The sequence below is a fragment of the Micromonospora sp. LZ34 genome, from assembly GCF_052981855.1.
In genome coordinates this window covers 43,897-58,250 of sequence record NZ_JBRIQN010000032.1, presented here as the reverse complement: position 1 = coordinate 58,250, position 14,354 = coordinate 43,897, and the positions used below count along the sequence as shown (strand labels likewise).

10 protein-coding genes are annotated in these 14,354 nt (G+C 73.3%); 3 read left to right on the top strand and 7 right to left on the bottom strand.

All coding sequences use genetic code 11. The features are described from left to right. Window positions 1-15 precede the first annotated feature (15 nt). The 3 genes from ACVCAH_RS27185 to ACVCAH_RS27175 form a co-directional block, all read right to left on the bottom strand. Window positions 16-687, bottom strand: coding sequence for a hypothetical protein (locus ACVCAH_RS27185; RefSeq protein WP_447139077.1), 672 nt, complete (start codon window positions 685-687; stop codon window positions 16-18). 99 nt (window positions 688-786) lie between these two features. Beyond that, window positions 787-1,581 carry a peroxide stress protein YaaA gene (gene yaaA / locus ACVCAH_RS27180; protein ID WP_447139059.1) on the bottom strand — a complete coding sequence of 265 codons (795 nt, stop codon included), beginning with the start codon at window positions 1,579-1,581 and terminating at the stop codon, window positions 787-789. A 59-nt stretch (window positions 1,582-1,640) separates the two neighbouring features. Next, window positions 1,641-3,260 (bottom strand): hypothetical protein, encoded by a 1,620-nt coding sequence (locus tag ACVCAH_RS27175; RefSeq protein ID WP_447139058.1) that lies wholly within the window; start codon window positions 3,258-3,260, stop codon window positions 1,641-1,643. A 138-nt stretch (window positions 3,261-3,398) separates the two neighbouring features. Here ACVCAH_RS27175 and ACVCAH_RS27170 point away from each other — a divergent pair, with 138 nt between their 5' ends. Then, window positions 3,399-4,439, top strand: a complete 1,041-nt coding sequence (locus ACVCAH_RS27170; RefSeq protein WP_447139057.1) for an App1 family protein — start codon at window positions 3,399-3,401, stop codon at window positions 4,437-4,439. A 505-nt stretch (window positions 4,440-4,944) separates the two neighbouring features. Here the strand turns inward: ACVCAH_RS27170 and glgB are convergent. The 3 genes from glgB to glgA are packed head-to-tail and all read right to left on the bottom strand — an operon-like array spanning window position 4,945 to window position 10,378. Next, the gene (glgB, locus tag ACVCAH_RS27165; RefSeq protein WP_447139056.1) at window positions 4,945-7,047 is read right to left on the bottom strand and encodes a 1,4-alpha-glucan branching protein GlgB; all 2,103 of its coding nucleotides are present in this window, start codon (window positions 7,045-7,047) and stop codon (window positions 4,945-4,947) included. Then, window positions 7,035-9,131, bottom strand: coding sequence for a maltotransferase domain-containing protein (locus ACVCAH_RS27160; RefSeq protein ID WP_447139055.1), 2,097 nt, complete (start codon window positions 9,129-9,131; stop codon window positions 7,035-7,037). The genes glgB and ACVCAH_RS27160 overlap by 13 nt, the downstream gene beginning before the upstream one ends. Before the next feature lie 38 nt (window positions 9,132-9,169). Beyond that, window positions 9,170-10,378 (bottom strand): glycogen synthase, encoded by a 1,209-nt coding sequence (gene glgA / locus ACVCAH_RS27155; RefSeq protein WP_447139054.1) that lies wholly within the window; start codon window positions 10,376-10,378, stop codon window positions 9,170-9,172. 71 nt (window positions 10,379-10,449) lie between these two features. Here glgA and glgC point away from each other — a divergent pair, with 71 nt between their 5' ends. After that, the gene (gene glgC, locus ACVCAH_RS27150; protein WP_447139053.1) at window positions 10,450-11,682 is read left to right on the top strand and encodes a glucose-1-phosphate adenylyltransferase; all 1,233 of its coding nucleotides are present in this window, start codon (window positions 10,450-10,452) and stop codon (window positions 11,680-11,682) included. A gap of 73 nt (window positions 11,683-11,755) precedes the next feature. Then, the gene (pgm, locus tag ACVCAH_RS27145) at window positions 11,756-13,399 is read left to right on the top strand and encodes a phosphoglucomutase (alpha-D-glucose-1,6-bisphosphate-dependent) (protein WP_447139052.1); all 1,644 of its coding nucleotides are present in this window, start codon (window positions 11,756-11,758) and stop codon (window positions 13,397-13,399) included. Window positions 13,400-13,406: 7 nt separating this feature from the next. On the opposite strand, the gene ACVCAH_RS27140 is transcribed toward pgm, so the two are convergent. Beyond that, window positions 13,407-14,336 (bottom strand): NAD(+)/NADH kinase, encoded by a 930-nt coding sequence (locus tag ACVCAH_RS27140; protein WP_447139051.1) that lies wholly within the window; start codon window positions 14,334-14,336, stop codon window positions 13,407-13,409. Between the last annotated feature and the right edge of the window lie 18 nt (window positions 14,337-14,354).

Sequence of the window (14,354 nt, the reverse complement as noted above, 5' to 3'; positions counted from 1 at the left end):
TCGCCGGGGTACGCCTCAGGCCCGATCGGTGGCCCGGGCGGGACCGAGCGCGGTGCTGTGCAGGATCCGCTGGCGGTGCGGGCCGTCGGCGACGCTGACCAGGAAGCAGCCGGTGCCCGGGCGGAGCAGGGCCGGGACGTCCAGCAGCGCGGCGCCGCGGACCAGGACGGCGGCGAGTTCCCGGTCGGTGAGCCGGACGCCGAGGATGTGCCGGCGCACGTGCCGCCCGCCGGCCAGCAGGGCGGCGCGCCAGGCCGCCGCGGCCAGCCGGGGCCGCCACACCCGGCGGGCCATCGAGGCGCCGGGGAACGGCCCGCCGAGCAGCTCCCGCCGGCCTTGCCGCCAGCCGGCCTCCAGCAGCCGGGCGTACGCCGGGCGGTGTTCCCGGGGCACCGAGAGCCGGTGCAGCTCGTAGCGGCGGCGCAGCCCGCCGACGGCCAGCTCGTGCTCGACCGGGACGTCCAGCCGGGTGAGCAGTTGCCGCATCCGCTGGGCCGCCTCCTCGCGGTTGAACTCCACCGTGCCGTTGCGGTGGGCCGGTGGCGGCTGCCGGTGCCCGGAGCCGGCCGGCGGGGGCATGCAGCGCAGCAGGCAGGCGGCCTCGAACGCGTCGGCCAGGGTCAGCCAGTCCAGCGGCGGCGGCGTCGCCGGGAGCCGGGGCCGGTCGAGCAGGATCGGTTCCAACAGGGGCGCTCCTCGTGGGGCGTCGGGTCTTCCTTACCGTGACCCGTGGGCCGCCCCGGCGGTACCGATCCGGCCCAGCCTTGAGGAAATCTTGCGCCTGCCCTACAGCTCGGTGACCACCACGTCGACCACGCGTGGCCGACCGGCCGGCGCGGGCTGCTCCAGCACCTGGTACTTCAGGTCGCGCAAAGCGGTCACCAGCCCGTCGGCGGTACGCGGCCGGGCGCCGGCGAGCAGCAGGTCGCGGACCAGCCGGCCCTTGGTCGCCTTGTTGAAGTGGCTCACCACCGACCGCACGGGCACCCCGTCGACCTCCCGCTCGTGCAGCACCCGCACGGTCACCGTGCGGGCGGCCAGCGCGCCGCGCGGCGTCCAGGTCGCCGCGTACGCGCCGGAGCGCAGGTCGAGCACCGGACCGTCGCCGGCCGCGGCGTCCATCGCCGGCGCCAGCGCCCGCCGCCACCAGGCCGACAGCGCGCCGACGCCGGGCAGCTTCGCGCCGATCGGGCAGCGGTACGGCGGGATCCGGTCGGTGAGCCGGACCGCGCCCCAGAGACCCGAGGCGACCAGCACCGACCGGCGGGCCACGCGCTGCGCCGCCGGCGGCAGCGACGCGAGGTCGAGCGCCTCGTAGAGCACCCCGGTGTAGATCCGGCCGGCGGGCGCGGTGGCGGCCGCCCGCAGCCGGGCGTTGCGCCGCAGCTCGGCACCCTGCCCTGGGCTGAGCCCGAGGGCGGTCCGGGCCGCCTCCTGGTCGCCCGCGGCGAGGGTGACCAGCGCCGCCAGCACCTCCTCCCGGGCCGGGTTCAGCTCGGGCAGCGAGAGCCGGGTCAGGTCCAGCCGCCGGCCGGTGCCGGCGTCGGCCTTCCCCTCGGAGGGCGGCAGCAGGATGAGCATCGGTGACTCCTCGATTTCCCGGCGGTCGGGGGCCGGCCGGGCCAGCGTACGGGGCGGGCCTACCGCCACGGCCGCACCGGTTCCTCCGGGTGGTACACGCGATAACCGCCGACCTCGGTGAGCAGCGCGGCGTCGGCCCGGTCGCCGAGCAGCCGCCGCAGCCGCCGCTCCATCGTCGAGCCGGCCGCCACCAGGTAACCCGGCCGATCGGCCCGTCCCACCCGGTCCCAGTACGCCGGCACCCGGTTGCGCCCCGGGGTGACGTCGCCGTCGAGCACCCCGCAGACCACCTCCTCGGCGGTGTTGAAGACCAGGCGGTTGCAGGTCCAGTAGTCCCCGTACACCTCGCGCAGGCCGGCGCCGCGCACCGCGGCGGCCAGCTCACGCGCCTGCCGCTCCTCGGTCCGGGACGCCGCCGTGCCGACGGCGACGAAGAGCACGGTGACCACCAGCGTGGTGGCGGCCAGCGCAGCCAGCACGGCGGTGGCGAGCGCCCCGGTCAGCCGGCCGGCCACGCCGACGGTGCCCCGCCAGCAGGCGACCGCCGCCAGCCAGAGCGGCCAGAGCATCGCCGGCAGCGACAGTTGGAGCACCGACAGGTACCGCGCGTTGCCCAGCGGGTCGGTGGCGGCCTGCGGGCTGCGCACGTACGACAGCAGGATGGCGGTGGCGCCGGCGACCAGCGCGAGCTGCACCACCGGCCCGACCCGCCGGCCCCGCGGGCCGCCGGCGCTCCGGCGGTACGCGACCACCGCGGTCACCGCGGCGACCACCAGCAGCACCGGATAGAGCAGGCCGAACCACTCCTGCCAGCGGGCGCAGCCGTCGACCGGGCAGAGCCCGGTGGCCAGCGGCACCCCCTCCAGCAGCCCACCGCGCAGCCGCTCGGACCACGGCGGGGTGCCGCCGGTGCCGGCACTGACCTCCCGCAACGTCGACAGCGAGTCCTCCCCGGTTGGGGCGACCAGGTTGTCGTAGATCATCGGCGCCGCCCCGACCACGAAGCCGGCCAGCAGCAGCATTCCGGCCCAGCCGAGCAGCTCCCGGCGGGCCGCCCAGAGCAGCGCCAGCCCGGCCACCGCCAGGTAGGGCACGATCAGCCAGTCCGACCAGACGGCCACCCCGGCGAGCAGTCCGGACAGCCCGACGGCCAGCCGCCGGTGGCGGAGCGTGCGCTGCGCCAGCCCCACCACGATCAGCAGCATCAGCAACACCGCCGCCTTGGCCTCGGGCCGTCCGCCGACCACGGTGAGCTGGTCCCGCACCACCCGCTCCGAGCCGAGCGCCAGCAGGCCGACTACGAAGGTGGCGAACCACGGCGAGCCGATCCGCCGGGTCAGCTGGTGGATGAGCCAGAGGAAGAGCGCGTACAGCACCAGCAGCGGCAGCCGCAGCACCGGCCAGCTCGGCCCGGCGACCGCCACCAGCGGCGCGGCCAGGTACGACTCCAGCATCCCCATGTAGCGCTGCCCGTACAGGAAGACCGGGAGTTCCCGGCCCTCGGCGATGTGCAGCGCGGCCAGCCCGAACGTCGCCTCATCGCTGTTGGAGACCGGCACCGTGTGGAGCGTCAGGACCAGCCGGTAGCCGACCCCGACCAGCCCCAGCAGCAGCGCGACGAGCGCCGGTCGGTCGAGCTGCGGGCGCCACCGCCCACGGTTCCGCACTGCCTGCGACACGACCAACGCCCCCGTCGTCGTCCCGCCCGGAGTGTTTCACGTTCGGCGGGACCGGCGTGCCGGATCGGGCGGAGTCGGCGCCGGCCGAGGCGGTCGTCTCGCGTGGCCGAGGTGGCCGGTCTGTGGCAGGGTGACAGCGTGCCACCCACTCCCGCCGGCCAGCTGGCCGTACCGCAACTGCACCGGGCCGCGCGAGTCGAGGACGCCGTCCACCAGCTGGTCGAGCGCCGGTTGCGGCGCACCGGCTGGCGGATCAACATCATCGCCTACACCGGCTACGGCGCGCCGGGCTGGGTGCGGGTGATGTGCCGGGTGCTGCTGGGCCGACCGGACACCCGCCAGCGGGCCAAGCCGGAGAAGGTACGCGGCTGGCGCAGCTTCACCACCCTGCCGGCCAAGCACGTGACGGTGACCATCGAGGCGGGTGGGGTGCGGCACGAGGCGCACGCCGACCGCAGCGGCTTCATCGACACGGTGGTGGCGGCCGACCTGCCGCCGGGCTGGGGTTCGGTGCGGCTGAGCATGCCGGACGCCGAACCGGTCGATGCGCCGGTGCGGATCCTCGACCCGGACGTCCGGTTCGGCATCCTCTCCGACATCGACGACACGGTCATGGTGACCGCGCTGCCCCGGCCGCTGCTCGCGGCGTGGAACACGTTCGTCCTGGACGAGCACGCCCGCAACGCGGTGCCCGGCATGGCGGTGCTCTACGAGCGGCTGGTCACCGCGCATCCCGGCGCGCCGGTCTTCTACCTCTCCACCGGCGCGTGGAACGTCGCGCCGACGCTGACCCGGTTCCTGTCTCGGCACCTCTACCCGGCCGGGCCGCTGCTGCTCACCGACTGGGGCCCGACGGCCGACCGGTGGTTCCGCAGCGGCCGCGAGCACAAGCGGGTCACCCTGGCCCGGCTCGCCAAGGAGTTCCCGGACGTGCAATGGCTGCTGGTCGGCGACGACGGCCAGCACGACCAGGAGATCTACCGCGAGTTCGTGGTCGCCCACCCGGAGAACGTGGCCGGAGTGGCGATCCGCCGGCTGTCGCCGACCCAGGCGGTGCTCGCCGGTAGCCTGCCGGCGCCGGCCGGGCCCTCGTCGCAGGGGCCGGTGGGGCAGAAGTGGCTCTCCGCGCCGGACGGGGCGGGGCTGTGGAAGCTGCTCCGCGAGGCGGGCCTGGTCTGACGTACGCCCGAGCCCGTGCTCGGCGCCCGGCGGTTACCTGCCGGGCCTGCGGTCGCGCTGGCGGGACGGCGGTGTCGTGACGCAGGGCGACCGACCTGGATTACTACTTCCCTGTAGCGGGTGATGCCTCGGAGTCATAGATATGCCTCTGAGGCATCAGGCTTGTGGGGAATCAGTAGCGTTCCCCAGCCTGCAGGCCAGGCGCACGCAGTAGGTGATCATAGGTGCATGGCGACATACGCGTGGCCCTCGCTGGCAGCCGATGAGCAGGTGCTCTTCACCCAGAAGGGCTACGTACCCTTCCGGAGTACCACTCTTTCCGCCGTCGGGGTACTCCTCGTCCTCACGAACATGCGGCTACTGTTCGCCCCTCGTCGGCTGCTGGGATTGCCCAGCTTCGGGGAGTCGCTGATCCGGGCCAGGTCCGTGAGCTTGCGGGAGATCACGGGAGTCACGGGGCAGCGAGAAACGGCAGGCGAGGCGCCACGCGGGAGGCTCGCCCCGGTCACCCCTGTCGCAGCCAGAGCACCCCGAGCGGGGGCACCTGGAGCGCGGCGGAGGCCGGCATGCCGTGCCACGGCACGTCCTCGGCGTGCACCTGGCCCAGGTTGCCCACCCCCGACCCGCCGTAGTGGTGGGCGTCGGTGTTGAGCACCTCGGCCCAGGTGCCGCCGGCCGGCAGCCCGACCCGGTAGTGGTGCAGCGGCAGGGCGGAGAAGTTCGCCACGCAGACCAGGGTGGAGCCGTCCGGGGCGATCCGGACGAACGAGACGGTGTTGTTGGCGACGTCGTCGCCGGCGATCCAGCGGAACCCGGCGGGCTCGGTGTCCTGCGCCCAGAGCGCCGGGGTGTCCCGGTAGACCGCGTTGAGGTCGCCGACCAGCCGCTGCACCCCGGCCCGGGCCGGGTCGTGCAGCAGGTACCAGTCCAGCCCGCGCTCCTCGCTCCACTCCCGGTCGTCGGCCAGCTCGCAGCCCATGAAGAGCAGCTGCTTGCCCGGATGCGCCCACATGTACGCCAGCAGCGCCCGCACGTTGGCCAGCCGCTGCCAGGTGTCGCCGGGCATCTTGCCGGCGAGCGAGCCCTTGCCGTGCACCACCTCGTCGTGGCTGATCGGCAGCACGTAGTTCTCGCTCCAGGCGTACGCCAGGGAGAAGGTGAGCTGGTGATGGTGGTGCTGCCGGTAGATCGGGTCCTTCGAGGTGTAGAGCAGGGTGTCGTGCATCCAGCCCATGTTCCACTTGAACCCGAAGCCGAGCCCGCCGTCCGCGGTCGGCCGGGTCACCCCCGGCCAGGCGGTCGACTCCTCGGCGACCAGCACCACCCCGGCGTGGTGCTTGTAGACGGTGGCGTTGACCTCCTGCAGGAACGCGATCGCCTCCAGGTTCTCCCGGCCGCCGTGCACGTTCGGCGCCCACTGCCCCTCCTGGCGGGAGTAGTCCAGGTAGAGCATCGAGGCGACCGCGTCCACCCGGAGCCCGTCGACGTGGAACTCCTCGCACCAGTAGAGCGCGTTGGCGACCAGGAAGTTGCGCACCTCCCGGCGGCCGAAGTCGAAGACGTACGTGCCCCAGTCGGGGTGCTCGCCGCGGCGCGGGTCGGGGTGCTCGTAGAGCGGCGTGCCGTCGAAACGCGCCAACGCCCACTCGTCGCGGGGGAAGTGCGCCGGCACCCAGTCCAGGATCACCCCGATGCCGGCGCCGTGCAGCCGGTCGACGAGGTGACGGAACTCGTCCGGGTCGCCGAACCGGGCGGTGGGGGCGTAGTAGCCGGTGACCTGGTAGCCCCACGAGCCGCCGAACGGGTGCTCCATCACCGGCAGGAACTCCACGTGGGTGAAGCCCAGCTTGGTGACGTACGCGGTGAGCTGCTCGGCCAGCTCCCGGTAGCCCAGGCCGGGCCGCCAGGAGCCCAGGTGCACCTCGTAGACGCTCATCGGCTCCTGGTGCGGCCGGTGCCGGGCCCGCCGTTCCAGCCACGCGGCGTCGGCCCACTCGTAGCGGGAGTGGTGCACCACGGAGGCGGTGGCCGGCGGCACCTCGGCGTAGGCGGCGAGCGGGTCGGCCTTGTCCCGCCAGTGCCCGTCGGCGCCGAGGACGCGGTACTTGTACCGGGCGCCGACCCGGACGCCGGGCACGAACACCTCCCACACCCCGCTGGCGCCGAGCGAGCGCATCGGCCAGCCGTCGTCCGGGGCCCAGCCGGTGAAGTCTCCGACCACCCGGATGCCCTGGGCGTTCGGCGCCCAGACCGTGAACGCGACGCCCTCGTCGTAGACCCGGGCGCCGAGCGCCTCCCAGAGCCGCTCGTGCCGGCCCTCGCCGATCAGGTGCAGGTCCAGCTCGCCCAGCGTGGGCGGGTAGCGGTACGGGTCGTCGTGGACCGCGCCGTCGACCTCCACCCGGTAGTCGAGCACGCTGCCCGGCAGGGTGGCCTCGAAGACACCGGCGTCGTGCACCCGTTTCATCGGGTGCCGCTCTCCGCCCACCACGACGGCCACGTCGCCCGCGCCGCGGCGCAGCGTACGGATGATCGTCCGGCCGTCGGCGGGGTGCGCGCCGAGCAGGGCGTGCGGGTCGTGCGTCGCGCCGGTGATCAGCTGGTCCATCGGGCGTCGTCCTCCTGCGCGGGAGCGGTGGGGGCGGTGCCGCCCGACAGCTCGGCGGGCACGTCCGCGACGGTCAGCTCGGCCGAGGCCGCCGTCGCCGGCGGCGGGGTGTCGGGGGCGGCCGGGCGGCGCACGGTCAGCACGTGCGCGGGGTGCAGGTACGGGTCGAGGCGGACCGCGTTGCGCTGCCCCCACTCGTACTGGGCGCCGGTCAGCTCGTCGTGCACGGTGAACCGCTCGTGCCAGTCGAAGCCGAGCGCGGGCATGTCCAGGGTGGTGTTGCCCCACTGCACTTCCCGCGGGTCGAACGAGCAGACCACGACGACCGTGTTGCCGGTGTCGGGGTCGTACTTGGACCAGCAGAGCAGCGCCGGATTGTCGATGTCGTGGAAGACCAGGTTGCGCAGCCGGTGCAGGGCCAGATTCTCCCGGCGCACCCGGTTGAGGGTGGCGATGAACGGCGCGAGGGACCGCCCCTGCGCCTGCGCGCCGGCCCAGTCCCGGGGCCGCAGCTCGTACTTCTCGTTGTCCAGGTACTCCTCGGCGCCGGGGCGGGCCACGTGTTCGAAGAGCTCGTAGCCGGCGTACATGCCCCAGGACGGGGAGAGCAGGGCGGCCAGCACCGCCCGGATCTTGAACATCGGCGGGCCGCCGTGCTGGAGCGTCTCGTGCAGGATGTCCGGCGTGTTGGGCCAGAAGTTCGGCCGCATGTAGTCCGCCGCCGCGACCAGTTCCGCGCAGTACGCGCGCATCTCCGCCGCGGAGGTGCGCCAGGTGAAGTACGTGTACGACTGGGTGAAGCCGATCTTGCCCAGGCCGTGCATGATCGCCGGCCGGGTGAACGCCTCGGCGAGGAAGAGCACGTCCGGGTCGACCTGCTTGACCTGCCAGATCAGCCAGTGCCAGAAGTCGAACGGCTTGGTGTGCGGGTTGTCCACCCGGAAGATCCGGATCCCGTCGCCGACCCAGTGCAGCACCACGCGCAGGATCTCCGCCCGGATGCCCTCCGGATCGTTGTCGAAGTTGAGCGGGTAGATGTCCTGGTACTTCTTCGGCGGGTTCTCCGCGTACGCGATGGTGCCGTCGGCCCGGGTGGTGAACCACTCCGGATGGTCGGTCACCCAGGGGTGGTCCGGCGCGCACTGCAACGCCAGGTCCATCGCCACCTCCAGGCCCTGCTCGGCGGCGGCGGCGATGAAGTCCCGGAAGTCCTCCGCCGTACCCAGGTCGGGGTGGATGGCGTCGTGCCCGCCCTCGGCGGCGCCGATCGCCCACGGCGAGCCGACGTCGTCCGGGCCGGCGGTGAGCGCGTTGTTGCGGCCCTTGCGGTTGACCCGGCCGATCGGATGGATCGGCGGCAGGTAGAGCACGTCGAAGCCCATCGCGGCGACGCCCGGCAGGCGTTCCGTGGCGGTGGCGAAGGTGCCCGAGCGGGCCGGCGCGTCGACGGTGGCCGGGATCGCGCCCTCGGAGCGGGGGAAGAACTCGTACCAGGCGGAGAAGAGCGCCCGCTCCCGGTCCACCCAGAGCCGGTGCTCCTCCCCGGTGGTGACCAGTTCCCGGACCGGATGGTCCCAGAGCAGCGTGGCCAGTTCCAGCGCCGGACCGACCCGGCGGGGCAGCGGCAGGCCGCCGTCGCGCAGCGCCCGGGCCGCGGCGCGGACCCGGTCCCGCTCGGCGGCCGGCACCAGCCCGGCGGCGGCGTCCAGCACCCGGGCCCCCTCGGCCAGGTCGTTGGCCAGGTCGGCCTCGCCCTGACCGGCGGCGATCTTCTTGGTGACCGCGTTCTGCCAGGTGAGGTACGGGTCCTGGAACGCCTCGACGGCGAAGGTCCAGGTGCCGACCGCGTCCGGCCGGATGGTGCCGTGCCAGCGGTCCTGGCCGGGCTCGCCGGGGCGCATCCGGGTGAACGGGCGCGGCTGCCCGTCGGGGCCCCGCCAGACCACGTTGCAGCCGAGCGCGTCGTGGCCCTCGCGGTAGGCCCGCGCCGAGACCGGCACCGCCTCGCCGACCACGGCCTTGGCCGGGTAGCGACCGCACGAGACGACGGGGGAGACGTCTTCGATCGGGAACCGTCCAGTCACCCCGCCAACCTACTGCGCGTGATCCGTTCCCGCGCGACTCAGCCGGCGGCGCCCACCGACCGGTACACCTCCACGGTCTGCCGGGCCACGGTCTCCCAGGAGAAGTGTTCCACCGCCCGGCGCCGGCCCGCCCGGCCGAACTCGGCGGCCCGCTCCGGGGCGGCCAGCACCTCGTTGATCCGGGCGGCCAGGTCGGCCACGAAGGCCGCCGGGTCGAGCGGCCGGCCGGAGCCGTCGGTGGCCTGTCGGATCGGGACCAGCAGCCCGGTCTCGCCGTCGGCGACCACCTCCGGGATGCCGCCGGTGGCGGTGGCCACCACCGCGGTCTCGCAGGCCATCGCCTCCAGGTTGACGATGCCCATCGGCTCGTAGACCGACGGGCAGACGAAGACGGTGGCGTGCGTGAGCACCTGGATCACCTCGTGCTTGGGCAGCATCTCGGCCACCCAGACCACCCCGGAGCGGGTGGCCCGCAGCTCGTGGACCAGGTTCTCCACCTCGGCGGCGATCTCCGGGGTGTCCGGCGCCCCGGCGAGCAGCACCAGCTGGGTGTCCGCCGGCAGCGATCGGGCCGCCCGCAGCAGGTACGGCAGTCCCTTCTGCCGGGTGATCCGGCCGACGTACACCACGCTCGGCCGGGTCGGGTCGATGCCGAGCCGGTCCACCACGTCGGTGCCCCGGTCCGGGGCGTACTGCTCGGTGTCGATGCCGTTGTGGACCACCCGGACCCGGTCCGGGTCCACCGCCGGGTACGCGGCCAGCACGTCCCGCCTCATCCCCGCGCTGACCGCGATGACCGCGTCGGCCGCCTCCACCGCCGTCCGCTCGCACCAGGAGGAGAGCGCGTAGCCGCCGCCGAGCTGCTCGGCCTTCCACGGCCGCAGCGGCTCCAGGCTGTGCGCGGTGACCACGTGCGGCACCCCGTACAGCAGCTTCGCGGTGTGCCCGGCCAGGTTGGCGTACCAGGTGTGGCTGTGCACCACGGCGGTGCCGGCGCAGCCCGCGGCCATCTCCAGGTCCACGCCCATCGTGCGCAGCGCGGCGTTCGCGCCGGTCAGGCCGAACGGCTCGGCGTACGCGGTGACGCCCGGCTCGGTGCGCGGCGCGCCGAAGCAGTGCACCCGGACCTCGGCCAGCCGGCGCAGCTCGCGGGCCAGGTACTCGACGTGGACCCCGGCGCCGCCGTACACCTCCGGCGGGTACTCCCGGGTGAGCAGGTCGACGCGCAGCTGAGGGGAGTCCGTCATCCCCCGCACCCTAGTGCAGAACTGTGCCCGTACGAGTGGTGAAGTCCGACGCGGATGGATAGCGTCGGGACATGGCTGACAAGGTGCTCGCGATCGTCCTGGCCGGCGGGGAGGGCAAGCGCCTGATGCCGCTCACCACGGACCGGGCCAAGCCGGCAGTCCCCTTCGGCGGGATGTACCGCATGGTCGATTTCGTTCTCTCCAACCTGGCCAACGCCGGCTACCTCAAGATCGTGGTACTGACCCAGTACAAGTCGCACTCGCTCGACCGGCACATCACCAAGACCTGGCGGATGTCCACCCTGCTGGGCAACTACGTGACGCCGGTGCCGGCGCAGCAGCGCCGCGGCCCCTGGTGGTTCGCCGGCTCGGCCGACGCGATCTACCAGAGCTTCAACCTGATCCACGACGAGCAGCCCGACTACGTGATCGTCTTCGGCGCCGACCACATCTACCGGATGGACCCGCGGCAGATGGTGGAGGACCACATCGCCTCCGGGGCCGCGGTGACGGTGGCCGGCATCCGGCAGCCGCTGTCGATGGCCGACCAGTTCGGGGTGATCGAGGTCGGCGAGGACGGCCGGCGGATCCGGGCGTTCCGCGAGAAGCCCACCGACGCCGTCGGCCTGCCCGACGCCCCCGACGAGATCTACGCCTCGATGGGCAACTACGTCTTCACCACCAAGGCGCTCTGTGACGTGGTCGAACGCGACGCGGAGGACAAGTCCAGCAAGCACGACATGGGCGGCAGCATCATCCCGATGCTGGTCGAGCGGGGCGAGGCGAACGTCTACGACTTCCGCGACAACGAGGTGCCCGGCAGCACCGACCGGGACCGCGGCTACTGGCGCGACGTGGGGACGCTGGACTCGTTCTACGACGCGCACATGGATCTGATCAACGTGCACCCGGTTTTCAACCTCTACAACTTCGAGTGGCCGATCTACACCGAGCAGCCGCCGTACCCGCCGGCGAAGTTCGTCCACCAGTGGGGCGAGCGGGTCGGCCGGGCGGTCGCCTCGATGGTCTCGCCCGGCGCGGTGATCTCCGGCTCGCTGGTGGAGAACTCGGTCGTCTCGCCCAAGGTGAAGGTGCACTCCTGGGCGCACGTGGACGGCTCGGTGCTGATGGAGGGCGTCGAGATCGGCCGGCACGCCGTGATCCGCCGGGCCATCCTCGACAAGAACGTGGTCGTCCCCGAGGGGGCCGAGATCGGCGTCGACCTGGAGAAGGACCGGCAGCGCTACACCGTGTCGGACAACGGCGTCGTGGTGATCGGCAAGGGCCAGCGGGTGGAGCTGTGAGCCGGCGCCACGTGTGACCCCGCCCGCCGGAGGGAAAGAGTCAGCGTCCGTCCCGCCTGAGGAGGTAGCCGCAGTGGCCCATCCCCGTGCCGGCCAGCCCGCCGAGCCCGCCGACCTGGTCGACGTGCCGAGGCTGGTGACCGCCTACTACGCCGAGCACCCGGATCCGCAGGACCCGGCGCAGCAGGTCTCCTTCGGCACCTCCGGCCACCGCGGGTCGAGCCTGCGCAACGCCTTCAACGAAGATCACATCCTCGCCGTCACCCAGGCGCTCTGCGACCACCGCCGGGAACGCGGCCCGGACGGCCCTCTCTTCCTCGCCCGGGACACCCACGCCCTCTCCGCCCCGGCCGCGGTGACCGCGCTGGAGGTGCTCGCCGCCAACGGGGTCACCGTGCTGGTGGACAGCCGGGACGGCTACACCCCCACCCCGGCGCTGTCGCACGCCGTACTCGCCCACAACCGGGGACGGACCACCGGGCTCGCCGACGGTATCGTGATCACCCCGTCGCACAACCCGCCCGACGACGGCGGCTTCAAGTACAACCCCACCCACGGCGGGCCGGCCGACAGCGACGTCACCAGGTGGATCCAGGACCGCGCCAACGCGATCCTCGCCGGCGGGCTGAAGGAGGTCCGGCGGATCCCGTACGCCCGGGCCCGCGCCGCCGATACCACCGGGTCGTACGACTTCCTGGCCGGCTACGTCGACGACCTGCCGGCGGCCATCGACATCGACGCGATCCGCGCCGCCGGGGTGCGCATCGGCGCCGACCCGCTCGGCGGGGCCAGCGTGGCCTACTGGGGCGAGATCGCCGAGCGGCACCGGCTGGACCTGACGGTGGTCAACCCGACGGTCGACCCGACCTGGCGGTTCATGACCCTGGACGGCGACGGCAAGATCCGGATGGACTGCTCCTCGCCGAACGCGATGGCGTCGCTGATCGCCGCCCGCGCCGACTACCAGGTCTCGACCGGCAACGACGCCGACGCCGACCGGCACGGCATCGTCACCCCCGACGCCGGCCTGATGAACCCCAACCACTACCTCGCGGTCGCGATCGCGCACCTGTTCCGCACCCGTACCCAGTGGGGCCCGGCCGCCGCGGTCGGCAAGACCCTGGTCTCCTCGTCGATGATCGACCGGGTCGCCGCCGACCTGGGCCGCCCGCTGCTGGAGGTGCCGGTCGGCTTCAAGTGGTTCGTGCCCGGGCTGCTCGACGGCGCGGTCGGCTTCGGCGGCGAGGAGAGCGCCGGCGCGTCGTTCCTGCGCCGCGACGGCGGCACCTGGACCACCGACAAGGACGGCATCCTGCTCTGCCTGCTCGCCGCCGAGATCATCGCGACCACCGGGCGTACCCCCAGCCAGCACTGGACCGAGCTAGCCGAGCGCTTCGGCGCACCCTCGTACGCCCGGATCGACGCGCCGGCGAGTCGGGAAGAGAAGGCGGTGCTCGGCAAGCTCTCCCCGGAGCAGGTGACCGCGACCGAACTGGCCGGCGAGCCGATCACCGCGACCCTCACCACCGCGCCGGGCAACGGCGCGCCGATCGGCGGGCTCAAGGTGACCACCGAATCGGGCTGGTTCGCCGCCCGGCCGTCCGGCACCGAGGACGTCTACAAGATCTACGCCGAGTCGTTCCAGGGCCCGGAGCACCTGACCCGGATCCAGCAGGAGGCGAAGGACCTCGTCTCCGAGGTGCTCAAGCAGGCCTGACCCCCGCTCACCGCGGTGGCGGGAGCTCCCGGCGGTTGAGCTGCTGGCGCAGGCTCTCGGGGAGCAGCTCGCGCAACTGGTCGGGCAGCAGCGGCAGGTCCAGCAGACTCAGCTTGAGCTGGTTGCGCTCCTGGTAGCGGCGCGGGTCGAGACGGACCACCAGGCCGGCGTCGCGGCGGTAGCGCACCCGCACGGCCCCCTCGGTCACGGCGTTCCGGATTACGATGCCGTCCATCTCCATGACGACCGGCCCGGACCCGGGGCGCAGCTCCAGGTGGATGGTCTCGTCCGGGGAGAGCACCACCGAGCGGGAGATCCCGGCCATCGGCGCCGACGGGGTCACCACCACCGCGTCGGTGGCCGGGGAGATCAGCGGACCGCCGGCGGCATAGCTGTACGCGGTCGATCCGGTCGGGGTGCTCAGCACCAGCGCGTCGCACCGGTAGTAGCCGTACTGCTGCCCGTCGACGGCGAGCGTGGCGTTGACGAACCCCGCGCCGGGCTGGCGGACCAGCGCGACGTCGTTGAACGCGACGACGTCCTCGCCGCACAGGTCGCAGACCAGGCAGCTGTGCCGCTCGACGGTGAAGTCCTTGACGGCCAGCCGGTCCAGTGCCCGCGGCAGGTCCGGCGGCTCCACCTCCACCAGGAAGCCCAGCTTGCCGACGTGCACACCGAGGACGGGCTTCGGGTCGCGCACCGCGGAGCGCAGCGCGCCGAGCATGGTGCCGTCCCCGCCGATGGCGATCAGGGCGTTCGACGCGGCGGCCACCTCGTCGGCCGGCAGCGGCTCGACCGTGGCGGGCACCCGGTGCCGGTCCTCGGCGCGTACCGTCACGCTCATCCGGTGCCGGGTCGCCCAGTCGACGACGATCCCGACCACCTCGGAGACGTCCCGGGTGGGATGCAGCACCAGCCCGAGCCGGATCCGGTCCATACCTACAGCTCACCACAT